We start from the raw sequence: 25038 nt of genomic DNA, 5'->3' as shown, positions 1-25038 counted from the left end.
TCCTGCAAATAGCTAATTCCTCTCCCTGCAAGGGAGGGGAGCGCCCCAACGGGCTCGCTTATAAAATCGCCACGCCAGGCTCCCCGCGCTGCGGCGTCAGCAGCAGTTCGTGCAGCGCCCACACCAGCGCATCGGCCCGGTCGGGCGATCGCCCCGGCCCCTGATAGCCCCCGCCCCTTTGCAGCCCGCACAATTCGGCCTCGAGCTCGGGAAACCGCCCGGCGTGCCACACCTTGCCCGCCTCGTACCGCACCGCGATCGGCTCGGCGCGCGCCGCCTTGCCGCGGCTGGCATGGACCAAAGTCACCGGCAGCCGGGCATCGGCGCCCAGCAGCACGCTTTCCACCATGTCGCCGCCCTGGTTCTTCTCCGCGACCACGCGATCGGCCTTCCAGCGCGTCGCACACACCGACACGGCCTTGGCCCAGCCCTCGGGCGAGAGCCCCGACACGCTGGCATCCGCCAGCACATAGCCAAAGCCGTCCTTGCCCAGCCCCACCGCGACGATCCCGCACGCGTCGCCTGCAGCGCTCGCCGGCGGATCGACGCCGATCACCACGCGCGCCAGCGCCGGCGCCTCGTCCACCCGCCGCGCATCGATCAGCGCATGCGGCCACAATGCGCCCTCGACATCGTCGATCAGCTCGCCTTCCAGTTCCTGCCGGCCCAGCCGGGTGCCGCCATAATCGTCCTGCATCGCCGCGACGAAGCTCGCCGGCAGATAGGGATTCTCGTGCGTTGCCCCGGTCGTCTCGGCAAAGTCCTTCGCTTTGCGCACCCTGTGCATCACCTGCACCGCGCGCGGCGTCGTCGTCACCATCGCCTTGGGATGCTCGCCCATCCGCAGCCCCATCATCAGATTGTCCCAGGTGGCGACGCCATGCCGCCATTTGGCGATCTCGTCGCACCAGGCGATGTGATGCTCGGGCCCGCGCAGCGAGTCCGGCCGCTCGGCCGAATAGATAAAGGCCTGCGCGCCCGAGTTGAAGCGGATCGTCCCGCCGCGCACCCGCCAGTCGGCCCGCTCGCCATCGCGCAGCACGCCCAGCAGCCCGCTCGATCCGTGCACCATCACGCGCCACACATCGTCGGCGGTCGCGCCGACCAGTGCGATCCGCGCCTTGGCGTGGGTGCGCGCGAATTCCGCCACCCACTCGGCGCCCGCGCGCGTCTTGCCGAAGCCGCGGCCGGCGCGCAGCATCCACACCCGCCACGGCGTCGGCGGCGGTATCTGGGCGTGCTGCGCCCACTGCGCCCAGCGCTCGTTGAGCTCATATTGCTGGTTGACCGGCAGCCCGGCGAGCAGCCGATCGCGCATCGCCTTGGGCAATTGCGCAAGCTGCGCGATCAGCGCCGCGCCGGTATCTTCGGGGTCGCCGGCGGGCGCGCACGATGCGCGACCCCGCCGCCGCGTCATCGATGATTGCCCAGCTGGCGCGCGGCGGTGTCGAGCTTGGTGCGCAGCGAGGCGTTGGTCTCCTCCGGGCTGACCCGCCGGCGAAAGCCGCGCGGCCGCCGGGTGCCGTCCACGGTGCCGCGATGGCGGTTGAGCAGCAGCAGCGCCAGCTGGACGTCGGCCGGCGCCGGGCGCCGTCCCAACCCGCTGCCCGGCTGGCTCGTCGTCGCCGCCGCGGGGTCGCCAGGCTGGCCGAGCGGCACAGGGTCCGCCGGCTCGATCTGGCAGTCGATCGCCGCGATCGCATAGGCCAGCAACGCCTCTTCGAGCCGCTGATAGCCCATCGCCAGCGCCTGCTGCCATTGTGCGGCGAATTCGGGATCGCGCTGGCGCAGGCGATAGACGCTCGAATTGCCCTCGACCCCCACTTCGCGCAGCGCATGCGTGACGTTGCAGGTCGCCGCGAGTATCGAAAGGAACCTGCGGCGCTTCGCCGGGGTCCAGCCCGTCCGCTTGGCCGCCCGCTGCAGCACCCGCCCCTTGCCGCTCCTGATGCATTCCATCGCGTTGTCTCCCAAAGAATGTCTCGCAACGAAAAAGGGCCGCGGTGTCGCCACCCGGCCCCTCGCAAGCCGCGCACCGCGACTCGAAGATTGTTCACCCTATTGGTTCAATACCGCAGCCGCACCGCGTCGATGCCAGCGCCCTGCCGCAACCGTCGGCTCCACAGACCCCACCGAGTCCTTCCCGCGAAGACGCAATTTCCGAGCATGCCGTTTCCTCTAGCACGAGCGTCACGCTGTGTCAAGAGAAAATAACCGATCTGGTTATCGACACCCATCGGCGCCCACGGACCGAGGCCTTAGCGCGCCTCGGCGATCAACGCCGCCGCCGGTGCCCCCACCCAGTCATAGTCGCCCGACATCCGCCACACTTCCTTGCCCGCTGCGTCGTAGAGGATCGTCGTCGGCAGGTTGGCCTGCATCGTCGTGCTGAACGCGGCGTCGATGTCGAGATAGGGCTTGAGGTGCTGGTATTTCGCCTTGGCGAAGAACGGCGCGACCTTCTCTTCGCCCTTCAAATCCTGGCTCAGTGCGATCACCGTGATCCCGCCTGCCTTGCCCGCCAGCGCATCCAGCGTCGGCATCTCGCGGATGCACGGCACGCACCACGTCGCCCACAGGTTGAGCAGCACCGGCTTGCCACGGAAGTCGGCAAGGCTGGTCTTCTTGGCCGCGAGGTCGGTAAAGCCGATATCGGGCGCCGCCTCGCCCTTGTGGCTGCGGTCGAGCGTGCCGCCCGATGCGGCCGCAGGCGCAGCAGTGCTTTCGTTCGCTTGCTGCGAGGGCTGCGATTGCCTATCGCACCCCCCGATTGCCAGCGCGCCCAGAAGGAGAAGACCGATCGCCGAGCGCAAGGACAGCTCCAATGCCATGTGGGGAGGACGGTTCGCCGAAGGTCCTTCGGCGGTGATGCGGGAGATAAACGCCTCGATCCCCTTCGACAAGCGCATGTGGCAACAAGACATTCGCGGATCGAAGGCGCATGTCGCGATGCTCGGCAAACAGGGCATCGTCGCGGCCGAGGATGCGGCGCGGATCGATGCCGGGCTCGATCAGGTCGCGGCGGCGTTCGCGGCGCAAGGCGTGCCCGACGATCTCGCGCTCGAGGACATTCATATGGTGTCCGAGTCGAAGCTCGCCGAAGCGATCGGGCCGACCGCGGGGCGTCTCCATACTGCGCGCTCGCGCAACGATCAGGTCGCGACCGATTTCCGCCTCTGGGTGCGCGACGCGATCGACCAGGCCGATGCCGCGCTCGCGCTGTTCCAGGATGCGCTGCTCGCCCGCGCTGACGAGCATGCCGCAAGCGTGATGCCCGGCTTCACGCATCTCCAGAGCGCCCAGCCGGTGACGCTCGGCCATCATCTGATGGCCTATTTCGAGATGATCGACCGCGATCGCTCGCGCTTCCGCGACGCCCGCGCGCGCCTCAACCTGTGTCCGCTCGGTTCGGCTGCGCTGGCCGGCACCGGCTTCCCGCTCGATCGCGACGCCACCGCAAAGGCGCTCGGCTTCGATGGGCCGACGCGCAATTCGCTCGATTCGGTGTCGGACCGCGACTTCGCGATCGAATATCTCACGGCGGCGGCGCAGTGCAGCCTGCACCTCAGCCGCCTGGCCGAGGAATTCGTGATCTGGGCGAGCCAGCCCTTCGGCTTCGTCAGCCTCTCGGATCAATGGTCGACCGGCAGCTCGATCATGCCGCAGAAGCGCAATCCCGATGCGGCCGAGCTGGTGCGCGGCCATTCGGGGCGGATCACCGGCGCGCTCGTTTCGCTGATGATCACGATGAAGGGCCTGCCGCTCGCCTATTCGAAGGACATGCAGGACGACAAGCCGCCGGTGTTCGAGGCGCATGACCTTTTGGGGCTGTGCATCGCCGCGATGACCGGGATGGTCGAAAGCGCGACCTTCCGCACCGATCGCATGCGCGGCCTTGCCGAAAGCGGCTTCGCCACTGCGACCGACCTTGCCGACTGGCTCGTCCGCGAGGCCGGTGTGCCGTTCCGCGAGGCGCACCACATCACCGGGCGCGCCGTCGCCGCCGCCGAATCCGCGGGCACCCGGCTGGATCAATTGCCGATCGAGACGCTGCGCGAAATCGATGCGCGGATCGACGATCGCGTCTATGGCGTTCTGAGCGTCGACGCGTCGGTCAACAGCCGCACGAGTTTCGGCGGCACGGCGCCGGCCCGGGTGCGTGCGGCGATCGCTGCGGCGCGGGCAGGCCGCGAGGAGGAAGTATGAAACGCATCCTGCTGATCGCCGCGCTGGTGCCGCTCTCCGCGTGCGGGGCGCGTGGGCCACTGACGCCGCCCCAGGGTCAGGCATTGCCCACCGCGCCCTATGGCGCGACGGCGACGCCCGCGGCGGACGATCTGCTCAAGCCGCCCCCCAGACGCGCCCCGGCCGCAGCGACGATCTCATCCAGAGTTCGGATGAGCGTCGCAGCGACAAATATGACCTGCCGCCAAACTGACGGAACACGATGGACCATTTCACTCTGATCGACGGCGAACTGCACGTCGAAAACGTCCCGCTTGCGCGGATCGCCGCCGAAGTCGGTACGCCGGTCTATGTCTATTCGACGGCGACCTTCCAGCGCCACGCCCGCGTCTTCCGCGACGGGCTGGCCGGCCTCAAGCGCAAGCATGTCGCCTTCGCGGTCAAGGCCAACCCCAATCTCGCCGTGCTCCGCCTGCTCGCCAATGAAGGCTTCGGCGCCGATGTCGTATCCGGCGGCGAACTGGCGCGCGCGCTTGCCGCGGGTATCCCGGCGAGCGATGTGGTTTTCTCGGGCGTCGGCAAGACCCGCGCCGAGCTCGAACAGGGTCTCCAGGTCGGTATCGGCCAGTTCAACCTCGAGCTCGAGGAAGAAGGCGTCGTCTTGTCTGCGCTCGCCGCCGCCCGCGGCCAGCGCGCGCCGGCGACGCTCCGCGTCAACCCGGATGTCGATGCCGGCACCCACGAGAAGATCTCGACCGGCAAGGCCGAGAATAAGTTCGGCCTGCCGATCCACGAGGCCAAAGCGATCTTCGATCGGCTCGCGCCGCTGCCCGGGCTGAACCTGCGCGGCGTCGCGGTGCATATCGGCAGCCAGCTCCAGAGCCTCGAACCGCTCGAACGCGCCTTCGAGCGCGTCGGCGAACTCGTCCGTGAGCTGCGCGGTGCCGGTCACACGGTCAGCCATGTCGATCTCGGCGGCGGGCTCGGCGTGCCCTATCGCGCCAGCGACAACCCGCCCTCGCCCGCCGATTTCGGCGCGATGGTCGAGCGGGTGACGCGCGACTGGGACGTCGAATTGATGTTCGAGCCCGGCCGCGTCATCTCGGCCAATGCCGGCGTGCTGCTGACTGAGGTTCTGTGGGTGAAGCCGGGGGGTATCAATCCCTGGGTGATCGTCGATTCGGCGATGAACGATCTCGCCCGCGTCGCGCTCTACGACGCCTATCATGATTTCGAAGCCGTGCGCCCGAGCGGCGCCAAGTTCGTCGCCAATGTCGCGGGCCCGGTGTGCGAAAGCAGCGACGTCTTCGCAAAGGGCCGCGAGATCGACCTGGTCCGATCGGGCGACCTCGCGATCCTGCGCAGCGCCGGCGCCTATGGCGCGACGATGGCGAGCACTTATAACAGCCGGCCGCTAGTCCCCGAAGTGCTCGTCCATGGCGACCGGTATGAAGTCGTCGCAGGGCGGATCTCGGCCGAGACGATCATGGCCGAAGAACACGTTCCCGCCTGGCTCCAATGAGCCTCGCCGCCCTGCCCTTGTTCGTGCGGCTGGCGGGGCGCCCGGTGATCCTGCTCGGCGAGGGCGAAGCCGCGGAGGCCAAGCGCCGGCTGCTCGAACGTGCAGGCGCCGGGATCGTCGACGAGCAGGCGCAGGCGGCGCTCGCCATCGTCGCGCTGGCCGATCCCGATGACGCGGTGGCGCGGCTGCGCGCGCGGGGCATATTGGTCAACGCCGTCGACAGGCCCGATCTTTGCGACTTCACGCTGCCGGCGATCGTCGAGCGCGATCCCGTCCTCGTCGCTATCGGCACCAACGGAGTCTCGGCCGGGCTCGCCGCGGCGTTGCGCCAGCGGCTCGAGCGGCTGGTGCCGGCCGGGCTCGGTGCGCTTGCCAACGACCTTGCTGCCGCCCGCGCGCACATCCGAAAGCGCTGGCCCGATGGCGGCGAACGCCGCCGCGCGATCGGCGCCGCTTTTGGCGGGCCGCTGGATCCGCTCGCCGATCATGCGCCGGGTGCCGTCGCGCGCTGGCTCGCATCGGCCGATGCCCCCGCCCGGCAATTCGTGCGCATCGCGCTGCGCTCGAACGACCCCGACGATCTCACGCTGCGCGAAGCCCGCGCGCTTGCGCTCGCCGAGCGGGTCTTTCATCGTCCGCACGTGCCGCAAGCCATTCTGAACCGTGCCCGCGCCGACGCTCCCCGCGTCGCCTGCGACGCCGCGCCCGCCGATCCGGGCGGCGGCATTTCCGTCGACCTGGGATTTGGCGCATGAGCGGCTTTGCCTATGTCGTCCGCGCCGGCAAGGCCGAGATGCTGCCGCTCCGCCAGGCGCTGGAGCAGAAAGCCGACCTCGCCTGGATCCACCTCACCACCAATGACGAGCGCGCCCAGCTCTGGCTCGGCGGCGAGGCCAAGCTCTCGCCCTATGTCATCGAGGCGCTGACTGCCGCCGAGACGCGCCCGCGCTGCGATCCCGTGGGAGAGGGCGCCGTGATCAACCTGCGCGGCCTCTCGTCGGAGCAGCTGGACGTTTCGGACCTGCTCGCCTCGATCCGCATCTATGCGCATGCCGGCTGCGTGTTCTCGGTCACGCGCAAGCCGCTCAACGCGCTGGGCCCGGTGCGGGCGGATCTTGAGGCCGGCAAGATCCTCGATCCCGGCGATCTGATCGCGGCGATCGCGCTGCAGATCACCGAGGAACTCGACCCCGTCGTCGCTCAGCTCGGCGATTCGCTCGACGATTGCGAGGAGCAGATCGGCGCGCACCACGTCTTCGAGCTGCGCCGGATCGTCAATCGCGCGCGGGTCGCCGCAATCGGCTATCGCCGCTTTCTGTTCCCGCAGCGCTCGGCGCTCGAACGCTTGTCGACCTTGCCGAACGATTGGTTGCGCGATGACGATCGCCTGCATCTCGCCGCAGCAGCCGATCGTGCCGCGCGCATGGCCGAGGAGCTCGAGGCGATCCGCGAACGCGCCGCGCTCACCCATGAGACGCTCACCGATCTGCGCGCCGAGCAGCTGGACCAGCGCTCGTTGATCATCGCGATCGTCGCGATGGTGTTCCTGCCGCTCACCTTCCTGACCGGCCTGCTGGGGATGAATGTCGACGGGATACCCTATGCGCACGAGCCCTGGGCATTTTGGGGCGTCGTCGGGGTGAGCGCGGCGATGGCGTTGCTGATCGCGGGCTATTTCATCCAGCGACACTGGTTCGATCGCTGAGTGCGTCCAGCGCGGCGCTGCCGACATGGTCGCGCTCGAGGTGCTCGTGCACCGTCTGGAGTGCGGTAAGCAGCCGGTTGCGATCGGCATGGGCGCGGGCGAGCTCGCTGCGCGTTTCGCCCAGTTCGATCGCGCGTGCCGCGATCCGCGCATCCAAAGCGAGGTTCGCGCGCTTGAGCGCGTCGATCCTGCGGGCGCGTATCAGCGTACGCTCGATGCGGACCGCCAGCTCGGCGAATTCGAACGGTCGCATCAGGCAATCGTCGGCACCATTGGCAAGCGCCTCGATCATCGAATCCTGCGCACCCTTGTCGACGATGAGGAGCAGCGGCAGGTCCACCGTGTCGCGCGCGCTGCGCACTTCCTTGAGGACGTGCTGGCCCGAGACCTGGGGCATGCGCGCATCGAGTACGACGAGATCGAACCCCCGCGCCGAAATCAGCTCGAGCGCCTGCGCCCCCGAATGGGCGAGCACGACGAGATAGCCCAGGCTGCCCAGCCGCTGCGCCAGCGCAGCGAGCCCGGCACGGTCCTCGCCGGCTGCCAGGATGCTCGAGATCGCGCGTCGGCGAAGTCCCGGTGCAGCCTGGGCGTTGCTGTGATCCATTCCCACCCCCGAATTGAGCGAAGGTTAGGTAAAAGCCCTTACGAAAGCGCTAAGCCCGAGTCAGCGATCCAGAAAATCGAAAATTTGGCCGATCATCACATCCATCGGGCCGTTGCAGCGCTCGACCGCGTCGCCGGGCTCGGCGGTGTTGACGGCAAGCCCCATCGGCGTGGGCCAGCCGCGCAGCGAATGGGTGATCGTGCGGAGCGCCTGCAGCGTCGATACCGCCGCCTGCCATCCCGCCGCGGTGGCGATCAGCCCCACGGGCAGCCCATCGAAATAGACGCGCTCGTCGCCGCGCAGTTGCTCGACATAGTCGAGCGCGGTCTTGACCAGCCCGGAAAGCGTGCCGTGATAGCCCGGCGAGCCGACGATCACGGCGTCTGCGCTGCGCAGCGTATCCAGATAATGGCCGATCGCCGGATCGCGCTCGGCATTGCCCGGCTCGTAATGCGGGAAGGCGATCGCATCGCCGGTGAGCAAGGTGGTGCGTGCGCCGCGGGCGGCCGCACGATCGAGCGCCGCGGCAAGCAACCTGCCCGTCGTCGATTCGGCCCGCAAGGTTCCGCCCAGGGCGACGACATGGGGTGCTTTCATGGCGCACCCGCTAACCCAAAGACGGGCGCGATGCTAGCCGCGCACGCTGGCCCAGGCGTTTCCGATTTCCTCCAGGCTGTCCGCGGCGTCCCGAAAAGGTTGGGGATCATTGCCCAGGCTGACTCGCAGCACCTGTTCGCGCAGGCCGTGATAGAAGGTTGCGAGCGTGCGCGAAACGTCTCCGCCACGCTCGAAATCGAGCCCAGCCTCCAGCGCGAACAGGATCGCCGTGGCGCGCGAGAGGCGCTCGCTCTTGATCGCATATTGCCGCGTTTCCACTGCGCAGGCTGCTGCACGCAGCGCGGCGACGCCCTCTGCGTAGAGCAGCCCGACCAGGGCGTGCGCGTCGGCGCCGCTGGTGCGTCCGGCAAGGTCGATCTGCCGATAGGTCGCTGCCGGGTTGCGGGCGAGAGCGGTGGCATAGCGGGTCACTGCATCAATCCTGCGAATTCCACGCGGCGATCTGCTGCTCGAGGAAGCTTTGCGTCGACTTATATGCCGCCACCTTCGAATCCATCGCGGCGAACTGCTGGGTCATCCGCGTGCGCACCTGCTCGGTCTTGACGGCGATGTCTTCCTGCTGACGCTCGAGCTTGGTCTGCGCCTTGGTGTAATTCGCCTGGCTCGCGCCAAGCCCGGCGGGTTCGTTGACGCCGTTGACGGTGATCGTCCCGGTCGCGCTGGTGACGATCTTGGCGAGCGCCGCGGTGATGCCGGCGCCGCTGGCGAACATCGCCTCGAAATCGGCGGGGTAGGTCTGCAGCACCTTGGTGACGCGGCTACTGTCGATCTTCAGCGTGCCGTCGCGCTGGGTGGCGACGCCGATGTCGGCGAGCGTGCTCGGCCGGCCGGTGGCGGGGTCCTTGACCAGCGGCACCAGCGTCAGCGCGCGCATCTGGCGCAGCAGATCCTTGGCGCCGGCATCGCCGCGAAGCTCGCCGTCGATCGGATCGACCGCGGCCTTCACCATGGCGTAGATCTCGTTGAAGCTGTCGACAAAGTCGGTCAGCGCCTGGCTGAGCGCGTCCGTGGGGCGGCTTGCGCCGATCGACACCTTGGTGCCCGCCGATGCGCCGACCAGATCGAGCCGCACGCCGGGGACCAGCGTCGAGATGGTGTTGATCGGATAGCGCGTCGGCACGCCGTCCAGCGCGACGATCGCGTCCTGCGCGGTGGTGTTGATCGTCGAGCCGGTGGTGCCGGTGCCGATGTCGAGCCCTTCCAGCCCGGCGCTGCCGCGCAGCTCGAAAGCCTGGGAGGCACCGGTCTGGCTCTTGAGCACCAGCCGCGCGCCATCGCTGTCGGTGATGATCGACGCGGTGACGCCCTTGTTCGCGGCATTGATCGCCTGGGCGACCCCCGACAGAGTCGCGTGCGCCGAATCGATCTCGATGGCGATCGGCGCAGCCTGCCCTGCGGTGAACCCCGTCATCGTGCCGTCGCTGACGGTGGCATTGCCGAAGGTCAGCGTCAGCGTGCCGGTGCCGACTGCGCTCGACGATCCGCCGGAAAAGGGGCTGGTGCTCGCCACCTGCTGCTGGGCGAGCTGGCGGACTTCGATCGTTGCCTGAAGGCTGGAAACGTCGGCGCCGGCGAGGCGGGTGACGGTGACCAGGTCGGTGCGCGAACTGGTCGGCTGCGTGCTTAGCGTCGTGCCGGCGGTGCGCTGGGCCAGCGCATTGGAGAAGGTGGTGATCCCGCTCTTGAGCTCGCTGATCTTGGAAATCTGCGCGGTGAGCTTGTCGCTCTGGCTGGTCAGCGACTGGTTCTTGTTGGCGAACTGCGCCTCAACGAGCTGGCTGACGAGCGAGGAGATGTCGATCCCCGATCCCGTTCCCAGCGTCTTTGCAATCAATTCGATGGCCATGCGGTCCCCCTGCCTCGTTAACGGCCGCGGCAAATGCGGCTTTAGGGCCAGCGCTCCAGTTTTTGGCCGTTTTCGTCGAACCATGCCGTCTTGGGGACGCTGATCGAGGGCTGGTGCGCGCCGGCGCGCTTGTTGACCCCGAACACGAACGCAAGGACGACCGCGATCGCCTGGTAGAGGTCATCGCGAACCTCCTGGTTCTCGCGGCTGGTGTAATAGACGGCGCGGGCGAGCTGCGGATATTCGAGCACCGGCACGGCGAATTCGGCGGCCAGCTCGCGGATCGCCAGCGCCGTGGCGCCGCGGCCCTTGGCGACCACCACCGGCACCTGGTCCTTGCCGCGATCATAGCGCAGCGCCACGGCGAAATGCGTCGGGTTGGTGAGCACGACATGCGCGGTGCCGACGGTCTTGCGGAAACCGCCCTTCAAAATCTCGTGCTGGCGCTGGCGCAGCGCGGCCTTGAGTTCGGGCGAGCCTTCGCTTTCCTTGTGCTCTTCCTTCACTTCCTGCTTGGTCATGCGCAGCTGCGCCATGTGGCGGAAGATCTGGATCGGCAGGTCGATGCCGGCGATCAGCAGCAGCCCGCCCCCCATCACGAACAGCAGGGTGACGAACTCGCCGCCGATCGCCCCGATCGCGCCGTGCAGATCGGAAGCGACCAGGCCGAGCGACTTGGCGGTGAGCGACCAGAGCAGCCACGCGCCGATGCTGCCGAGCAGCAGCACCTTGAGCAGCGACTTGCCGAGCTCGATCCAGCCATTCGAGCCGAAGATCCGCTTGAGCCCCGCGGCCGGATCGACCCGCGATCCCTTGGGCAGGAAATTCTTGTTGTTCCAGCCGAGCCCGCTCAAGCCGGCCTGGCCGAGCACGGTGACGATCAGGCTGAGCGCGAACAGCGCGCCGATCGAGGGGGCGAGCTTCCAGCCCGCTGCCATCAGCGGCCGCCACGGCTCGAAATCCTCGATATCGGCGTGGGTGAAGGCGAAGCTGGCGACCATGATCTCGCGGCACGCGCGCAGCAGCGACGGGCCGAGCAGTGCCATCCAGGCGCAGCCCGCCAGGATCACCAGCGCGGTGGCGAAGTCCCGCGATCGGAGGATCTGGCCTTCTTCCGTCGCCTTGCGCTTGCGCTTGGCGGTTGGCGCTTCGGTCCGTTCGCCGGCGCTCTCCGCCATCAGCCGAGCACCAGGCTGGGCGCGGCGGCGAGGCCTTCGCGGATGATGACGAGCAGGTAATCGCCCATCGCCGGCAGCGCGAGCAGGATCGCGACCACGCCCATGGCGAGGCTGGCGGGCAGGCCGATCGCGAACAGGTTGAGCGCGGGCGCCGCGCGGCTGAGCATGCCGACGATGACGTTGAGGCACAGCAGCAGGAAGCCGACCGGCAGCGCGAGCAGCAGCCCGGCGAGGAACACATAGCCGCCGAACAGCGCGATATTGAGCAGCCGCTCGGGCGCCAGCCATGCGCCGGGCGGCAGCGTCTCATAGCTGCGCACGACCAGATCGACGAGGACGAGGTGCCCGTCGACCGCGAGGAACAGCAAGGTGAGCAGCAGCGACAGGAACTGGCCGAGCGCGGGGGTCGAATGGCCGCTGGTCGGATCGACCGCATTGGCGAAACCCAGCCCCATGCCCATGCCGATCACTTCGCTGGCGACCAGCGGCGCGGCGAAGGCGATCTGGAGGACGAAGCCGAGCGCGAGCCCGATCAGTGCCTCGGCGGCGACCGCGAGGAAGGTGGTCAGCGCGAAGATCTGCGGTGGCGGCACGATATGGGTGGTGTTGATCACCAGCACGCCGATCGCCCCCGACAGCGCGATCCGCGCGGGCAGCGGGATCGAGACCGCGCTGAACACCGGCGCCGCGACGAACGCCGCGCCGATCCGCACCATCGCGAACAGCAGCGTCCAGAGCTGCGGCTCGATCGAGAGGCCGAAGCCCATCATCCCCGGCTTACTTCACCAGGTCCGGGATGCGTTCGAAGATGCTGGTGGTGAAGTCGCCGATCAGCCCCAGGATCATGCCGCCGAAGATCACCAGGCTGATCGCCACGACGATCAGCTTGGGCACGAAGGTGAGCGTCTGCTCCTGGATCGACGTCGCGGCCTGGACCATGCCCAGGATCAACCCCGAGAGCAAAGCCGGGATCAGGATCGGCGCCGAGGCGAGCGCCATGATCCACATCGCCTCGCGGGCGACGGTGAGGAAATAATCGGCGTCCATGGCTAACTCGCAAAGCTCGAGGCAAGCGACCCCATCGTCAGCGCCCAGCCGTCGACCAGGACGAAGAGCAGCAGCTTGAAGGGGAGCGAAATGATGGTGGGCGACATCATCATCATACCCAGGCTCATCAGCACCGTCGCGACGACGAGGTCGATGACGATGAAGGGCAAAAAGATCAGGAAGCCGATCTGGAAGGCGGTCTTGAGTTCGCTGGTGACGAAGGCGGGGAGCAGCACCGAGAAGGGCACGTCGGCGGGGCTGGCGAAGGGGCCGGCATGGCCCATATCGGCGAACATCTTCACGTCGCGGTTGCGCGTCTGCTTGACCATGAAACCGTGGAGCGCGGCGCCGGTGCCCTCGATCATCTGGGTCGCGCTGATCTGGCCGGCGGCATAGGGCTGGATCGCGGTCTTGTTGGCCTGGCTGATCACCGGCGACATCACGAAGAAGCTGAGGAACAGCGACAGCCCGATCAGCACCTGGTTGGGCGGGGTCTGCTGGAGACCGAGCGCCTGGCGCAGCACCGAAAGCACGATGATGATCCGCGTGAAGCTGGTCATCATCAGCAGGATGCCCGGCAGCACGGTGAGCAGGCCCATGATGATGAGGACCTGGAGCGACAGGCTGAGCGGCGCATTGCCGCCACCCAGATCGCCCAGCGCGCGATCGACGGCATCGCCGACGCCCGGCGTCGCCACCGGCGCGGGCACCGGCACGGCCTGGGCGAAGGCGGGCCCGGCGAACAGGATCAGGAAGGCGAGCAGCCCGACGAACAGCGCGGCGCGTCCTCCGATCGTGCGCGGCGGTTGGGCGAGCGCGGCGATCATGCCTTGTCGACCAGGTTGACGCCGCTACGGCTCACCGAGACGAGCAGCTTCTTGCCTTCGAACTCGACCACCGCAAGCCGCAGCCCGGGCGAGAGCATCATCGTCTCCTTGACCTGGACCATCCGCGTGCCCTGGTTCTTGGGCAGCCGCGCCTCGAGCTTGCGCCACGCATAGAGGCAGCCGATCAGCAGCCCGCAGACGAGCGGCAACAGGATGACCAGCTTGAGAATGTACGACCACATCATGCGCGCAGCGACCGCTTCTCGGGGCTGACCAGCTCGGTCATGCGGATGCCGAACTTCTCGCCGACGGTGACGACTTCGCCGCGGCCGATCAGCGTGCCGTTGACGAAGATGTCGAGCAGCTCGTTGGCGTCGCGATCGAGCTCGATCACGCTTTCCTCGCCAAGCGCGAGCAACTCGCGCAGCGACAGGGTGGTCGAGCCGATCTCGACCGTCAGCTTGACGTCGACATCCTGGAGCAGGCGGAAATTCGCCGCGACCGAGGTGTCGAGCGCGAATGCGCCGGTCATGTCGTTCATCGGAAATCCTCTTCGCTGAGCGGTTCGAGTTGGGTCAGCCGGACTGCGGCGCGGCCATTGGCGGCGCCGACCTGGCCGGTGCCGAGGCGGCGTGCAGCCACCATCACCGGGACTTCGGGGCCGAAATCGATGGGAATGACATCGCCTTCCTTGAGCTCGAGCAGGCGGCCGAGCGGCAGCACCGGCTCGGCAAGGACCGAGCGAATGGGGAAGCGCACGTTCATCACTGCGCGCGTGAGGCCGCTGCGCCATTGCGGCTCGACCTCGGCGACGGGGCCGTGGACCTTGGGACTGAGCGCGGCGCCGTGCGGCTTGAGGCAGGCGACCGGATAGAGAAGATCGACGAACACCGGCTTGCGCTCGCCCTCGGCGAAACCGAAGCGAGTGACGACCACGGCCTCGTCGCCGTGAAGATCGGGCATCGCGATGTTCGCCGCCACCGGCTTGAACGCGATCGGCGCGATCGGTTCCCAGGCGGCGTCGAGCGGGGCGGCGATCGACGCGGCGAGGCGCTGGACCAGCGCTTCGGCAGCAGGGCTGAACTCGGTGGGCAGCGGCTGCGGCGCTTCGCCGTCGCCGCCGAAGAACGCATCGAGCATTTCATGGACGAGGCCTGCCCCCAGGACGAGCTGCGCGCGGGCCCGGGCCGTGCCCATCGCCAGCGGCTGCCATGCCGAAGGCTTCACGCCGCGCTCGGCGCGATAATCGGCAAAGCGCTGGACTGCGATCGGCTCGGCGAAGCAGCGCAGCTCGCGGCGCAGCATCGTCTCGAAAACGCCCTTCAGCGACTTGGCCAGCCGCGCACTGAGATGCTGCAGCGTGACGAGATCGCCGAACGGATTGAGGTTCGACGCGCCGAGCGCAGGCGCATGCTCTGCGCCGGCGCGGGGCCGTTCCCGCCGTTCGGCCTGCTTCTCGGCGGCCAATGTCTGTGAAGGGCTGTTAACCATGCCCGTTCACTGAACAATGAAATTGGTAAAGTAGACGTTACTTACGCCTCCGAAACCTTCTTTCTGCTTCAGTACGGCGTTGACCGCCTTGACCAGGCGATCCTGGATCTGGCGCTTGCCCTGTGCCGTGAAGACCTCGTCTTCGGTCGTCTCGCCTAGCGCCATCAGCACCTGCGATCGGATCGCGATCTCATGGGTCTTGATGTTTTCGAGGACGCGTTCGTCATACGGCGTCGAGACGGCGATGCCGACCTGGATGAAGTGAACGCTGTCCTGCAGGTTCGACGTGAACTCCTTTTCGAGCGGATAATAGCTCGAGGCATATTTGTCGCCGCCTTCGCCCTTGGGCGTGGCCATGCCGTGCGATTCCTCGGCTGCGGCTTCCTCGCCATGCCCGCCTTCGGCCTTCATCGAGGCGCGCTTTTCCTCCTCCTTGGGGAGCAGGCGCGGCTCGGTCGAGGCGGTCTCGGCATGGGCGGCGTTGAACAGCCCGGACTTGACGGCGTAGAGCGCGCCGCCGCCGCCCGCGCCGAGCAGCAGCACTGGCGCGCCGATCAGCAGGAGCAGCTTGCCCTTGCCGCCGGCCTTCTTCTTTTCAGCTTCGCTCATCTTGGTCTCCTTCGATCTCAGGCGATGCGGTCATCGGTGTCGGTGGTGTCGCCGGGCACGGCGCGCGCGGGGGCGCGGGGCAGCGCGGCGCGCTGGCCCTGGCCTTGCGGGTTCGAGCCTTGGCCCGCACTGCCGGTGTCGACGCTGGTCTGGCCGAGCTTGAGCCCGCGCGCTTCCGCGATCTCCGCGAGGCGCGGCTGCGCTTCGGCGATCGCCTGGCGCGCGGCCGGGGTCTCGGTGGCGAAATGGACATGGACGCGGTCGCCCTCGTGGCGGATCGACACGTCGACGGTGCCGAGCGCCTCGGGGGCGAGGCGGATGCGCGTCTCGCGGGTCGGCGCAGCATCGCGCAGCGCCTCGATCTGCTCGACCATCTGCCCGGCCCATTCGCGGCGGCGCAGGTCGAGCATCGCGTCGCCCGCCTGCGCGGCGGGCGCGACATGGACGCGCGGCGCTTCCGCAGTGGCGAGGGCGGCGGGCGCGATGTCGCGCAGCGCTTCGCGGCGCGGCGCGCGCGGCGGCTCGGCGACAAGGGTGAAGGCCTGTTCGATCGCGGCGGCGCGGACCAGCGGCTCGGGCGCCGGCGCGGCGGCGGCGACCGGCGCGGGCACCGCGGTGGCGGCCGGCTGGGGCTGTCGCGGCTCGGCGGCGACGGGTGCGCTCGGCTGCGCGGCGAGCGGCAAATCCGTGGCGGATAGCGGCGCCGCCGCCAGGAGCGGTGCAGGGGCGGGATGTGGCGGGGCGGGTTGCGGCGGGGCGACCAGCGGTGTCGGCGCGTCCGTCGCGGCGCCCAAAGTGGCCACGGCCGGCCGCTGCGGCGGCGTGTCGCTTGCGACGAGGGCAGGCGTGGGCGCCGCGACAGGCGGCAGCGGGGCGGGTTGCGGCGGGGCGGAGGGCGGAGTCACGGACTGCGCCGCGCCTGGTAGCGGCGGTGCAACGGAGCCCTGCGACGCGGCAGGTGCGGTCGCCCGGAGTGCGAGTGGCACCGCAATCGCGGTTGCTTCGGAACCGGCCACTTCCGCTTGCTGCGCTTGCTGCGCGACCGGCATGGGCGGCGCGGCGGCTTCGGGCAGGAGCGGGGCGGGCTTGCCGTTGATGGCGATCGGCGGCTCTGTTGGGCCGGATGCAGCGGCGGGTTCAGCCGTCGGCAGGACCGGCTGCACGATCGGGAACCAGGCATAAGCGAGCGCCCCGGCGTCCGGATCGGCGTCCTGCGCGTCCTTCTCGGGCGGAGCAGCGTCCGGCGTCTCGCCTTCGGACGTGGCCGGCAAGAATTTGCCGGGCTCGGCATCGGCTTGCCGCTGGGGAAGCAGGATTGCCGCCGCTTCGGCCGGCGCGGCGGGGTCGGCGAGCGTCGTCGCGCCGAGCGTCAGCGCGAAGCTCGCCGGGCTGGCGCCCGCGAGCAGCGCCGGGCGGACGGCCCCGTGCGGGAGTTTGGCAATGGTCGAAAGCTGGATCAAGCGACGAAAACCCTGGCGAAAATTGCTTCGCCCGCGTTCTCAGCAAGGATCGTGCCGATTTCGTCCGGTCGGCGGCAGCGCCTCGAGCTCGCGCACCGCCTTGCGTGCGGCTTCCTGCTCGGCGCGGGCGAGCAGCTTTTCGATCGCGCTCTGGTCGCGGCGGGCCTCGCGCGTGGCAGTGCGCGCGGCTTCGAGGCCCTGTTCGGCGACGGCGACGCGGCGCTCGGCGGCGTGCGCCGATTGGTGGAGGCGTTCGCGATAATAAGCGGCGGCGATGAAGCTGGTGGCGAGCGTCGGCGCTGCGTCGGCGCTGGGCGTGGCATGCGCGGCGAGCCCGGCGATGCGCGCGCGCAAACCCTGTTCGGCATCCACTTTCAGCCGGGCACGGACCTCGTCGGCGCGAACCTGGTCGAGCTGGAGCGTTCGCACGCGCAGCAGGCGGCCCAGCTTCTTCGCCGATCTAGCCATCGCCGAACACGCCGGTCAGCTCGGCGACGGCATCGGCGAGGGGGACGACTTCGTCCGAGCCCTGGCGGATATATTCCATTACCGCCGGGTGGCAGGCGATCGCCGCGTCGATCTCGGGGTCGGCGCCGGGGCGATAGGCGCCCATCAGCACGAGATCGCGATTTTCCTCATAGGTGGCGAGATGCCGGCGCAGCACGCGTGCGGCGGCAAGGTGTGGGCGCTCGGCAATGTCGGTCATCACTCGGCTGACCGAAGGGCCGAGATCGATCGCCGGATAGATGCCGCGCTCGGCGAGCGCGCGCGACAGCACGATATGGCCGTCGAGGATCGAGCGCGCCGAATCGACCACCGGATCGTTGCCGTCGTCGCCATCGGCAAGCACGGTGTAGATCGCGGTGATCGATCCGCCGCTGTGCACGTCGGTGCCGGCGCGTTCGATCAGGCTGGGCAGCATCGCAATGGCCGAGGGCGGATAGCCGCGCGCGCTGGCCGGCTCGCCGAGCGCCAGCCCGATCTCGCGGCCGGCATGCGCGACGCGCGTGAGCGAATCCATGATCAGCAGCACGTTCTTGCCCTCGGCGCGGAAGGCTTCGGCGATCGCAGTCGCGCGCAAGGCGCCGCGAATGCGCAGCACCGGCGAATGATTGGCGGGGACCGCGACCACGACCGAGCGCGCGCGCGCTTCGCCGGCGACCTTGGTCTCGAGAAAATCGGCGACTTCGCGCGATCGCTCGCCGATCAGCCCGATGACGATCACCTCGGCCTGCGCGGCGCGGACGATCATCCCGAGCAGCACCGATTTGCCGACGCCCGATCCCGCCATGATGCCGACGCGCTGGCCCTGGCCGATGGTCAGCAGCCCGTTGATCGCGCGCACCCCGACGTCGAGCGGCTGGAGCACGCGGCCCCGGTCGAGCGGCGACTGGAGCTTGCCGGCGAGCGGCCAGCGCCCGGCGCCGCGCACGGGCCCGAGCCCGTCGATCGGCCTGCCGGCGCCGTCGACGACGCGGCCGAGCAAGGCGGCGCCCACTTCGGCTTCGCCCGGAGGGCCGACCGGGCGCACCGGCGCGTTGGGGAGCAGGGCGGCGGGGCCGCCCAGGTTCATCATCAAGGTCCGTCCGCCGCGAAAGCCGATCACTTCGGCCTCGACCCGGCTCTCGCCGCTGCCGATCGCGCAGACCGTGCCGACCGGGAGCGAGAGGCCCACTGCCTCCATCAGCAGCCCGTCATAGGAAGAGAGGCGGCCCGAGACCTTGGCGCGCGGCGCGAAATCGCCGCGGCCGAGCTGGTCGAGATAATGTTCGGTGAAGCGGTTCAACATAACGGCGGCAGGGGGACGCGATCGATCGCCTGGGCGAGCTGCTCGAGCCACAGATCGGGGCCGTCCTCGACGATCGTCGAGGCGCTTTCGATCACGAAGCTGCCGCGCGTGAGCTTGAGGTCGGCGATCGCGAACAGCGTGCCGGGCAGCTTGCCTTCGACCAGCGGCAGATCGTCGGGATGGAGGCGGAGCAGCGCCAATTCGCCGCTGTCGGCGAGCAGCTTGACCGCAGCGTCGATACGCTGGCCGAGGATATCGCCGGAAATCCCGGCCTCGCCGATCATCCGGGTGACGAGGTGGAGCACGGTCTGGCGCAGATGCTCGGCGATCTTCTCGCGATCGAAATAGCTGCCGGCGGCGAGCGCCTGGGTCAGCTGGTCGGCAAGGCCGGTCTCCTCTGCCCGGGCGGCCTCGATCTCGGCGCGCAGCGCGGCGCGGCCCTCGATCACCCCGGCGGCATGCGCGGCGGCGACCGGATCGACGAAATCATTGGTCTCGGGCTGGACCTCGGCGGCGAACGGATCCCAGCCCTCGGTCGGGTTGGTGCCGCGATCGGCGGGCGAGAAATGGCGCGGCGATGCCGGCACCGGCTCCTCGAAGCCGCCGCGGCGCGCGAAGCGCACCAGATCGGGCGCGAACCCGCCCGGGTCGCCGAAGGTGCGCGCGAGATGCTGTTCGGCGCCGTGCTGGCGCGCGGCGAAGCCGGGGGCGAAATCAGACATAGTCGTCCTCGCCGCCCTTGCCCGGCATCTGCAGCGTGCCGTCCTTGACCAGCGCGCGCGCGACGCCGATCATCGTCTTCTGCGCATCGAGCACATCGGCGAGCTTCATCGGGCCGCGGCCTTCCATCTCGTCGCGGATGCCGTCGGCGGCGCGGCTCGACATGCAGCCCAGGAAGCGGCTGCGCACCGATTCCTCGACGCCCTTGAGCGCCTTGACCAGCACGTCGCTGTCGATGCTGCGGATCAGCGTCGAGAGGTTCTTGTCGTCGAGCTCGAGCAGATTGTCGAAAACGAACATCGCCTCCTCGATCGCCTTGGCGACGTCGCGGTCGATCTTGGCGAGCTTGGGCATCACCCGCTGCTCGGTGCGCTTGCGCGCGCCCGACAGGATCTTGGCAGCCTCGCGCGTGCCGCCGAACTGGTGCGACACCGATCGCCGCGCGGTCTTGGCGCGGGCGTTGAGCATGTCCTTCAGCGTCTCGATCGCCTCGGCGGAGACCGGGCCGAGCCGCGCGACGCGGCGCAGGATCTGCGGCTGCAAGGCCTCGGGCAGATGCTCGAACACCTTGGCAGCGACTTCGGAATCGAGCTGGACGAGCAGCACCGCGGCGATCTGCGGATGCTCGGCCTCGACCATCGCGGCGATCTCGTCGGGCTCGAACCAGTCGAGCATCTCGATCCCCGCGCCGGCGCGCGGCGGCATGATCCGCGCGAGCACGCCTTCGGCGCGTTCGGCGCCGAGCGCGCGGTGCATGATCCCCTGGATCTGCGGCGCCGGATCGAAGGTCACCGAACTGCGCTCGCGCGCCTTGGTGACGAAATCGTCGAGCACCTGGCCGACTTCGCTCTCGCCGACATCGGCGACGGTGAACATCGCCTTGCCCAGCGCGCGCACTTCGTCGGGCTCGAGCTTCTGGAGGATGGCGGCGGCCTCCTCCTCGCCGACGAGCATCATCAGCACCGCGGCGCGCTCGACCCCGCTGAAGCTTCGCACCATCGTCACGCCGCGTCTTCCCGGATCATGTCGCGGATCGCCAGCGCGGCGCGCGCGGGGTTCTCGCGGGTGAAGCCGCGGACCAGCCCGACGCGATCGTCATAGCCCTCGCTTGCCTCGATCATGTCGATGCTGACGGTCGGCAGCGGCGCTGCCTCTGCGTCGCCTTCGCCGTCGGGTCCGCCCATCGCCAGCGCAGGCGCGGGGGCCGGCTCGGACTTTTTGAGCAACCCCTTGGCGAGCGGACGCACGCCGAGCAGCAGCACGAGCAGCGCGATCACCAATGCGGTGCCGTTGCGCGCCGCCATCGGCACCCATTCCGCCTCATACCAGGCGGGGCCGTCCTTGGCATCGGCGGCGGCGTTGAACTTGCGGCTGATCACGGTGACCTGGTCGCCGCGTGCCTGATCGAAGCCCATGCCGGCGCGGACCAGTTGGGTGATCTGCTGGATCTCGACCTGGCCGCGCGGCTTGCCCGGCTCCTCGCGCAGCAACACCGCGACCGAGAGCCGCTTGACGTTGCCCGGCATCGCGCGCGTGACCGAGATTTCCTTGCCGGTCTCATAGGTGCGCGTGAAGCTGTCGCTCTGCTTGGTCTGCGGCGGCGCGGGCTGGGCGGGCGCGCCGGCAGGCTGGGCGCCGGGGGCGTTGGGCGCGACGATCGTGCTGGCCGGCGGCGGCGTGTTCGAAAGCGCGCCGGGGATGCCGCCCGGCTGGCCGTCCTTCGACGTGCCGGTCCACGCGCCCTGCTCGGCGCGGATGACATTGCCCTGCTTGTCATAGCTTTCGCGCGTCGCCTGGCTCTCGTCGAGGTCGACATCGGCCTGGACCTCGGCGGAGAAATTGCCCGAGCCGACCAGGGGCGTGAGCAGCTGGGCGAGCTGGACGCGATATTTGTCCTCGACGCGGCGCTGGAAATCGATGCGCGTGTCGCCGGCGCTGGCGCCGTTCGATCCCGATTTGGAGAGCAGGGCGCCCATCTGGTCGACGATCGTCACGGCTTCGGGCTGCATCCCGGGCACCGACGAGGCGACGAGATTGACCACCGCGCGAATCTGCGCGTCGCCGAGCACGCGGCCGGGTTGCAGCTTGACGATGACGCTCGCGGAAGGATCGGCATGGTCGCGTACGAACGCGGAGGCCTCGGGCGTGGCGAGATGGACGCGCGCCTCGGCGACGGCGTCGATCTCCTCGATCGAGCGGGCAAGCTCGGTCTCGCGCGCCTGGCGCAGGCGTTCGCCCTCCACCGCGCGGCTGACCCCCATCGGCAGATTGTCGAGGATCGCATAGCCGCCGGGCGCCGCCTTGGGCAGGTCCTGGCTGGCGAGCAGCATCCGCGCCTTATGATAATCGTCCTCGGCGACGGTGATCGATCCCGATCCGTCGATCGCGCTGGCGATGCTGGCGGTATCGAGTGCGCTGGTGATCGCGGCCTTGTCGGCATCGTTGACATTGGCGAACAGGATGCGCTGCGGCGGCGTCGAGAGCATCGACCAGGCAAGGAAGCCGGCGAGCACCAGCCCTGCGAGCAGCACCAGCGGCAGGCTGCGCTTGATCGCGGGCTGGCCGAGCAGATCGCGGACCTGCGCGAGCGGCGCGAGCTTGGCGGGGGCCAGGGCGCCGGGCGCCGCATCGGTGGTGAGTGCGTTGCTCATCGGATCAGACCGGCATGCTCATGATGTCCTTGTATGCGGACAGGAGTTTGTTGCGGACTTGCAGCGTCGCCTCGAAGCCGACCGAGGCCTGCTGGCGGGCGAGCATCACCTTGGCGATGTCCACCGTCTCGCCGCGCTCATAGCTTTCGGCGAGCGCGCCGGCCTGGTTCTGCGCGTCGTTGACCTGGGCAAAGGCGTCCTTGAACGCCGAGGTGAAGTCGCCGCCCTTGGCCGCGCCGGCGCCGGTGGGTGCGGCCGAAGCCGGGGTCTCGCCGGCGCGCGCCAGCGCGGTGTTGCGCTCGAGGATCTGCGCGCGCAGCGCCATCACGCGATCGATGCTCATGGCATCCTTGACGCCGCCGATGCTCATGCCGAGGCCGCCCAGCTACGGCCGCCCAAATCCTCGCCCTGCTCGCGTGCCTTGGCGAGGCGATAGCGCAGCGTGCGCTCGGAAATGCCGAGCCGCCGCGCCGTCTCGATGCGGCTGCCGTTGCATTCGGCGAGCACGTCGCGGATCGCCTGGAATTCGTGCATCTGGACGATGTTGCCCAGCGTCTCGGGGCGGTCCTGGCGCGCTTCGGGGCGGCGATCGAAGATAAGATGATCGGGCGTGATCGCGTCGCCGGCGCACAGCAGCAGCGCGCGCTGGATGATGTTCTCCAGCTCGCGAACATTGCCGGGCCAGTCATGGTCGATCAGCACTTCGAGCGCCTCGGGCGCGATCCAGGGGAGCGCGGAGCGGGTGCCCGCGTGCCTCAGCACCATCGCCGCGGCGAGCGCGGGAATGTCGCCCGGGCGCTCGGCGAGCGCCTTGGTGGCGAGCGGGAAGACCGAGAGGCGGTAATAAAGATCGGCGCGGAACCGGCCCGCGGCGACTTCGCCCTGCAGGTCGCGATTGGCGCAGGCGATGACGCGAACGTCGACCTTTTCGGGCAGCGTCCCGCCGATCGGCACGACTTCGCGTTCCTGGAGCGCGCGCAGCAGCTTGGCCTGAAGCCCGATCGGCATCTCGGCGATTTCGTCGAGCAGCAGCGTCCCGCCGTGCGCGGCGCGGAAAAAGCCCTGGCCGCCCGACGAGGCGCCGGTGAACGCGCCCTTCTGGTGGCCGAAGAGCATCGCCTCGAGCATCAATTCGGGCAGCGCGGCGCAGTTGATTGCGACGAACGGGCCGTCGCGGCGCGTCGATTGCAGGTGGATGGTGCGAGCCAGCACTTCCTTGCCGGTGCCGGTGGGGCCGTTGATCAGCACGGTGATGTCGGACGCGGCGACGCGCTCGGCCAGTGCCAGCAGCGCCAGACTCTCGGGATCGGCGGCGACCGGCTCGAACGGGCCGCGCGCCATCGCGCTGGCGAAGCCGTGGCCGATCGCGGCATTTTCGGCGTCGAAGCGCAGGTGGGCGGGGTTGCCGTCGCGAAACGGGATTGCCGTGCAGTCGCCGTCGGCATCGCCCAGGATCAGCGTGCGCGCGGCGGCCGGGGGAACTTCGCCGTCGGCGATCAGGAACAGGTCCTGTGCGCCGGGCTTGCCGTCCTCGCACGATGCGATGCCGAAGCCCTGGGCGCGCAGTGCCGACACCAATGCGTATTTCTGCCGAAGCACGGCTGCCGACGGAACGATGGATCGCATGGCTTTCCCCCTGTGTTGCAGGCGTTTTGGGGGGAAGTTGGTTAATTCGTCGTAAATTTACTTACGGATCCCTCCTTAAGGGTCCCGGCGCGTCTACGCGTGCGCGCGTAGGACCGAATTTTTTCGCTTAAGCCGGGCAATCCATGGCCGTTCCATGGCTCGGCGGCTCCGGGCTCCCGTTCAGGGGGGACGCGGGAAGCCGACGAGCCAATGGAGATCAACATGACGGTTATCGGAACCAACACCGCCGCGCTTCGCGCCGGCAACGCATCGAACGCTGCCAACAAGATGCTCGGCACCGCGATGGAGCGCCTGTCGACCGGCAAGCGCATCAACTCGGCCAAGGACGACGCCGCAGGCCTCGCCATCGCCTCGACCATGACCGCCTCGATCCGCGGCATGAACCAGGCGATCCGCAACGCGAACGATGGCATCTCGATGGCGCAGACCGCCGAAGGCGCGCTGGGCGAAGTCACCAACATGCTCCAGCGCATCCGCGAGCTTTCGGTCCAGTCGGCTTCCGGCACCTATTCGGATGACGACCGCACCAACCTGCAGACCGAAGTCACCGCGCTGACCACCCAGATCACCAGCATCCTCGACAATACCACGTTCAACGGCGTGGCGCTGTTCACCGGCGACGCCGGCGATTCGGGCAGCGTGACGATCCAGACCGGCTCGACCGCCGCCGACACGGTGACGCTCGACTTCGCCGAGATCGACCTCAGCGACGCGACGGCGCTCGACATCTCGGATGCCGGCGACGCTTCGGACGCGCTCGAGACAATCAACTCCGCGCTGACCACGGTCAACACGGCACGCGCCTCGCTCGGCGCCGGCCAGAGCCAGCTCGAATCGGTGGTCAACAACCTGACGTCGAACGTCTCGAACCTCAGCGATGCGCGCAGCCGCATCGAGGACGCCGACTTCTCGTCGGAGACCGCCGCGCTCGCCAAGGCCCAGATCCTGAGCCAAGCGTCGACGGCGATGCTCGCCCAGGCGAACCAGAGCCAGCAGACCGTTCTCTCGCTGCTGCGTTAAGCGCATGCCGGTCGGGGTGTCACCCCCCTGACAGGCATTGCGGCCGGCAAACCCCCGCAAGGGGGCGCTAGGGGAGCCCCGATGGTCCGCCGTGACCATCGGGGCTTTTCGCATGC

29 protein-coding genes are annotated in these 25038 nt (G+C 68.9%); 6 read left to right on the top strand and 23 right to left on the bottom strand.

The genetic code is table 11. The features are described from left to right. Positions 1-58 precede the first annotated feature (58 nt). From AB2M62_RS18495 to AB2M62_RS18485, 3 genes are all read right to left on the bottom strand, one after another. Positions 59-1417: a DNA-packaging protein gene (locus AB2M62_RS18495; protein ID WP_404336188.1), complete on the bottom strand. Its 1359-nt coding sequence runs from the start codon at positions 1415-1417 to the stop codon at positions 59-61. After that, positions 1414-1959 (bottom strand): hypothetical protein, encoded by a 546-nt coding sequence (locus AB2M62_RS18490; protein ID WP_404336186.1) that lies wholly within the window; start codon positions 1957-1959, stop codon positions 1414-1416. Before AB2M62_RS18490 ends, AB2M62_RS18495 begins: the two co-directional genes overlap by 4 nt. 299 nt (positions 1960-2258) lie before the next feature. After that, positions 2259-2813: a TlpA family protein disulfide reductase gene (locus tag AB2M62_RS18485; RefSeq protein ID WP_404336185.1), complete on the bottom strand. Its 555-nt coding sequence runs from the start codon at positions 2811-2813 to the stop codon at positions 2259-2261. A gap of 16 nt (positions 2814-2829) precedes the next feature. Between AB2M62_RS18485 and argH the strand changes: the two genes are divergently transcribed. From argH to AB2M62_RS18460, 5 genes are read left to right on the top strand one after another with little or no spacing between them, the layout of a single operon-like run. Continuing rightward, on the top strand, positions 2830-4206 hold the full coding sequence (gene argH / locus AB2M62_RS18480) for an argininosuccinate lyase (protein ID WP_404336183.1): 1377 nt from the start codon (positions 2830-2832) through the stop codon (positions 4204-4206). Next, a complete protein-coding gene (locus AB2M62_RS18475) occupies positions 4203-4466 on the top strand; it encodes a hypothetical protein (RefSeq protein ID WP_404336182.1) in 264 nt (87 codons plus the stop codon). Before argH ends, AB2M62_RS18475 begins: the two co-directional genes overlap by 4 nt. Then, the gene (gene lysA / locus AB2M62_RS18470) at positions 4448-5707 is read left to right on the top strand and encodes a diaminopimelate decarboxylase (RefSeq protein WP_404336180.1); all 1260 of its coding nucleotides are present in this window, start codon (positions 4448-4450) and stop codon (positions 5705-5707) included. The genes AB2M62_RS18475 and lysA overlap by 19 nt, the downstream gene beginning before the upstream one ends. Beyond that, the gene (locus tag AB2M62_RS18465; RefSeq protein WP_404336178.1) at positions 5704-6462 is read left to right on the top strand and encodes an NAD(P)-dependent oxidoreductase; all 759 of its coding nucleotides are present in this window, start codon (positions 5704-5706) and stop codon (positions 6460-6462) included. The genes lysA and AB2M62_RS18465 overlap by 4 nt, the downstream gene beginning before the upstream one ends. Continuing rightward, positions 6459-7412, top strand: a complete 954-nt coding sequence (locus AB2M62_RS18460) for a CorA family divalent cation transporter (protein WP_404336176.1) — start codon at positions 6459-6461, stop codon at positions 7410-7412. Before AB2M62_RS18465 ends, AB2M62_RS18460 begins: the two co-directional genes overlap by 4 nt. Here the strand turns inward: AB2M62_RS18460 and AB2M62_RS18455 are convergent. Genes AB2M62_RS18455 through AB2M62_RS18360 form a run of 20 tightly spaced genes read right to left on the bottom strand, consistent with a single transcriptional unit; the run spans position 7384 to position 23881 of the window. After that, the gene (locus AB2M62_RS18455) at positions 7384-8019 is read right to left on the bottom strand and encodes a response regulator transcription factor (protein ID WP_404336174.1); all 636 of its coding nucleotides are present in this window, start codon (positions 8017-8019) and stop codon (positions 7384-7386) included. The two genes, AB2M62_RS18460 and AB2M62_RS18455, sit on opposite strands and share 29 nt — an antisense overlap. Positions 8020-8079: 60 nt before the next feature. Continuing rightward, positions 8080-8616 (bottom strand): NADPH-dependent FMN reductase, encoded by a 537-nt coding sequence (locus AB2M62_RS18450; RefSeq protein WP_404336172.1) that lies wholly within the window; start codon positions 8614-8616, stop codon positions 8080-8082. Positions 8617-8649: 33 nt separating this feature from the next. Beyond that, positions 8650-9048, bottom strand: a complete 399-nt coding sequence (fliS, locus tag AB2M62_RS18445; RefSeq protein WP_404336170.1) for a flagellar export chaperone FliS — start codon at positions 9046-9048, stop codon at positions 8650-8652. A gap of 4 nt (positions 9049-9052) precedes the next feature. Then, on the bottom strand, positions 9053-10483 hold the full coding sequence (gene fliD, locus AB2M62_RS18440; RefSeq protein WP_404336168.1) for a flagellar filament capping protein FliD: 1431 nt from the start codon (positions 10481-10483) through the stop codon (positions 9053-9055). 41 nt (positions 10484-10524) lie between these two features. After that, positions 10525-11661 (bottom strand): flagellar biosynthesis protein FlhB, encoded by a 1137-nt coding sequence (locus tag AB2M62_RS18435; RefSeq protein ID WP_404336167.1) that lies wholly within the window; start codon positions 11659-11661, stop codon positions 10525-10527. Beyond that, complete coding sequence (gene fliR, locus AB2M62_RS18430; RefSeq protein WP_404336166.1) at positions 11661-12431, bottom strand: flagellar biosynthetic protein FliR; 771 nt, start codon at positions 12429-12431, stop codon at positions 11661-11663. The genes AB2M62_RS18435 and fliR overlap by 1 nt, the downstream gene beginning before the upstream one ends. Positions 12432-12438: 7 nt before the next feature. After that, complete coding sequence (gene fliQ / locus AB2M62_RS18425) at positions 12439-12708, bottom strand: flagellar biosynthesis protein FliQ (RefSeq protein WP_404336164.1); 270 nt, start codon at positions 12706-12708, stop codon at positions 12439-12441. 2 nt (positions 12709-12710) lie between these two features. Further along, entirely contained in the window at positions 12711-13535 is an 825-nt protein-coding gene (gene fliP, locus AB2M62_RS18420; RefSeq protein ID WP_404336162.1) for a flagellar type III secretion system pore protein FliP, read from the bottom strand. After that, complete coding sequence (locus tag AB2M62_RS18415; RefSeq protein ID WP_404336160.1) at positions 13532-13780, bottom strand: flagellar biosynthetic protein FliO; 249 nt, start codon at positions 13778-13780, stop codon at positions 13532-13534. Before AB2M62_RS18415 ends, fliP begins: the two co-directional genes overlap by 4 nt. Further along, positions 13777-14076, bottom strand: a complete 300-nt coding sequence (gene fliN, locus AB2M62_RS18410) for a flagellar motor switch protein FliN (protein WP_404336158.1) — start codon at positions 14074-14076, stop codon at positions 13777-13779. Before fliN ends, AB2M62_RS18415 begins: the two co-directional genes overlap by 4 nt. Next, on the bottom strand, positions 14073-15026 hold the full coding sequence (locus tag AB2M62_RS18405; protein ID WP_404336156.1) for a flagellar motor switch protein FliM: 954 nt from the start codon (positions 15024-15026) through the stop codon (positions 14073-14075). Before AB2M62_RS18405 ends, fliN begins: the two co-directional genes overlap by 4 nt. A 6-nt stretch (positions 15027-15032) precedes the next feature. Next, positions 15033-15635 carry a flagellar basal body-associated protein FliL gene (gene fliL, locus AB2M62_RS18400; protein ID WP_404336154.1) on the bottom strand — a complete coding sequence of 201 codons (603 nt, stop codon included), beginning with the start codon at positions 15633-15635 and terminating at the stop codon, positions 15033-15035. Positions 15636-15652: 17 nt separating this feature from the next. Next, a complete protein-coding gene (locus tag AB2M62_RS18395; protein WP_404336152.1) occupies positions 15653-17095 on the bottom strand; it encodes a flagellar hook-length control protein FliK in 1443 nt (480 codons plus the stop codon). 39 nt (positions 17096-17134) lie between these two features. After that, on the bottom strand, positions 17135-17563 hold the full coding sequence (locus tag AB2M62_RS18390; RefSeq protein ID WP_404336150.1) for a hypothetical protein: 429 nt from the start codon (positions 17561-17563) through the stop codon (positions 17135-17137). Further along, positions 17556-18884 (bottom strand): FliI/YscN family ATPase, encoded by a 1329-nt coding sequence (locus AB2M62_RS18385; protein WP_404336148.1) that lies wholly within the window; start codon positions 18882-18884, stop codon positions 17556-17558. Before AB2M62_RS18385 ends, AB2M62_RS18390 begins: the two co-directional genes overlap by 8 nt. Then, a complete protein-coding gene (locus AB2M62_RS18380; protein ID WP_404336146.1) occupies positions 18878-19606 on the bottom strand; it encodes a FliH/SctL family protein in 729 nt (242 codons plus the stop codon). Before AB2M62_RS18380 ends, AB2M62_RS18385 begins: the two co-directional genes overlap by 7 nt. After that, positions 19599-20603, bottom strand: coding sequence for a flagellar motor switch protein FliG (fliG, locus tag AB2M62_RS18375; protein WP_404340017.1), 1005 nt, complete (start codon positions 20601-20603; stop codon positions 19599-19601). Before fliG ends, AB2M62_RS18380 begins: the two co-directional genes overlap by 8 nt. 2 nt (positions 20604-20605) lie before the next feature. Continuing rightward, positions 20606-22255 (bottom strand): flagellar basal-body MS-ring/collar protein FliF, encoded by a 1650-nt coding sequence (fliF, locus tag AB2M62_RS18370; protein WP_404336144.1) that lies wholly within the window; start codon positions 22253-22255, stop codon positions 20606-20608. Positions 22256-22259: 4 nt separating this feature from the next. Beyond that, a complete protein-coding gene (fliE, locus tag AB2M62_RS18365) occupies positions 22260-22625 on the bottom strand; it encodes a flagellar hook-basal body complex protein FliE (RefSeq protein ID WP_404336142.1) in 366 nt (121 codons plus the stop codon). Then, a complete protein-coding gene (locus AB2M62_RS18360; protein WP_404336140.1) occupies positions 22622-23881 on the bottom strand; it encodes a sigma-54 interaction domain-containing protein in 1260 nt (419 codons plus the stop codon). Before AB2M62_RS18360 ends, fliE begins: the two co-directional genes overlap by 4 nt. Positions 23882-24103: 222 nt before the next feature. Here AB2M62_RS18360 and AB2M62_RS18355 point away from each other — a divergent pair, with 222 nt between their 5' ends. Continuing rightward, entirely contained in the window at positions 24104-24922 is an 819-nt protein-coding gene (locus AB2M62_RS18355) for a flagellin (RefSeq protein WP_404336138.1), read from the top strand. Positions 24923-25038 lie beyond the last annotated feature (116 nt).

Source organism: Sphingomonas sp. MMS12-HWE2-04 (genome assembly GCF_044881185.1).
Classification (GTDB): Bacteria; Pseudomonadota; Alphaproteobacteria; order Sphingomonadales; family Sphingomonadaceae; genus Sphingomonas.
Note: the sequence above shows the minus strand (reverse complement) of the source record. Positions and strands in the feature narration are given on the sequence as shown.

Bases quoted from the DNA above. Each gene is read 5' to 3' on its own strand.
- lysA (WP_404336180.1), top strand. From the start codon at position 4,448: ATGGACCATTTCACTCTGATCGACGGCGAACTGCACGTCGAAAACGTC.
- AB2M62_RS18385 (WP_404336148.1), bottom strand. From the start codon at position 18,884: ATGTTGAACCGCTTCACCGAACATTATCTCGACCAGCTCGGCCGCGGC.
- AB2M62_RS18475 (WP_404336182.1), top strand. From the start codon at position 4,203: ATGAAACGCATCCTGCTGATCGCCGCGCTGGTGCCGCTCTCCGCGTGC.
- AB2M62_RS18360 (WP_404336140.1), bottom strand. From the start codon at position 23,881: ATGCGATCCATCGTTCCGTCGGCAGCCGTGCTTCGGCAGAAATACGCA.
- AB2M62_RS18455 (WP_404336174.1), bottom strand. From the start codon at position 8,019: ATGGATCACAGCAACGCCCAGGCTGCACCGGGACTTCGCCGACGCGCG.
- AB2M62_RS18495 (WP_404336188.1), bottom strand. From the start codon at position 1,417: ATGACGCGGCGGCGGGGTCGCGCATCGTGCGCGCCCGCCGGCGACCCC.
- AB2M62_RS18490 (WP_404336186.1), bottom strand. From the start codon at position 1,959: ATGGAATGCATCAGGAGCGGCAAGGGGCGGGTGCTGCAGCGGGCGGCC.
- argH (WP_404336183.1), top strand. From the start codon at position 2,830: ATGTGGGGAGGACGGTTCGCCGAAGGTCCTTCGGCGGTGATGCGGGAG.
- AB2M62_RS18415 (WP_404336160.1), bottom strand. From the start codon at position 13,780: ATGATGTGGTCGTACATTCTCAAGCTGGTCATCCTGTTGCCGCTCGTC.
- fliG (WP_404340017.1), bottom strand. From the start codon at position 20,603: ATGGTGCGAAGCTTCAGCGGGGTCGAGCGCGCCGCGGTGCTGATGATG.
- fliF (WP_404336144.1), bottom strand. From the start codon at position 22,255: ATGAGCAACGCACTCACCACCGATGCGGCGCCCGGCGCCCTGGCCCCC.
- fliR (WP_404336166.1), bottom strand. From the start codon at position 12,431: ATGATGGGCTTCGGCCTCTCGATCGAGCCGCAGCTCTGGACGCTGCTG.
- fliD (WP_404336168.1), bottom strand. From the start codon at position 10,483: ATGGCCATCGAATTGATTGCAAAGACGCTGGGAACGGGATCGGGGATC.
- fliN (WP_404336158.1), bottom strand. From the start codon at position 14,076: ATGAACGACATGACCGGCGCATTCGCGCTCGACACCTCGGTCGCGGCG.
- AB2M62_RS18405 (WP_404336156.1), bottom strand. From the start codon at position 15,026: ATGGTTAACAGCCCTTCACAGACATTGGCCGCCGAGAAGCAGGCCGAA.
- fliQ (WP_404336164.1), bottom strand. From the start codon at position 12,708: ATGGACGCCGATTATTTCCTCACCGTCGCCCGCGAGGCGATGTGGATC.
- fliP (WP_404336162.1), bottom strand. From the start codon at position 13,535: ATGATCGCCGCGCTCGCCCAACCGCCGCGCACGATCGGAGGACGCGCC.
- AB2M62_RS18380 (WP_404336146.1), bottom strand. From the start codon at position 19,606: ATGTCTGATTTCGCCCCCGGCTTCGCCGCGCGCCAGCACGGCGCCGAA.
- AB2M62_RS18450 (WP_404336172.1), bottom strand. From the start codon at position 8,616: ATGAAAGCACCCCATGTCGTCGCCCTGGGCGGAACCTTGCGGGCCGAA.
- AB2M62_RS18460 (WP_404336176.1), top strand. From the start codon at position 6,459: ATGAGCGGCTTTGCCTATGTCGTCCGCGCCGGCAAGGCCGAGATGCTG.
- fliE (WP_404336142.1), bottom strand. From the start codon at position 22,625: ATGAGCATCGGCGGCGTCAAGGATGCCATGAGCATCGATCGCGTGATG.
- fliL (WP_404336154.1), bottom strand. From the start codon at position 15,635: ATGAGCGAAGCTGAAAAGAAGAAGGCCGGCGGCAAGGGCAAGCTGCTC.
- AB2M62_RS18465 (WP_404336178.1), top strand. From the start codon at position 5,704: ATGAGCCTCGCCGCCCTGCCCTTGTTCGTGCGGCTGGCGGGGCGCCCG.
- AB2M62_RS18390 (WP_404336150.1), bottom strand. From the start codon at position 17,563: ATGGCTAGATCGGCGAAGAAGCTGGGCCGCCTGCTGCGCGTGCGAACG.
- AB2M62_RS18355 (WP_404336138.1), top strand. From the start codon at position 24,104: ATGACGGTTATCGGAACCAACACCGCCGCGCTTCGCGCCGGCAACGCA.
- AB2M62_RS18435 (WP_404336167.1), bottom strand. From the start codon at position 11,661: ATGGCGGAGAGCGCCGGCGAACGGACCGAAGCGCCAACCGCCAAGCGC.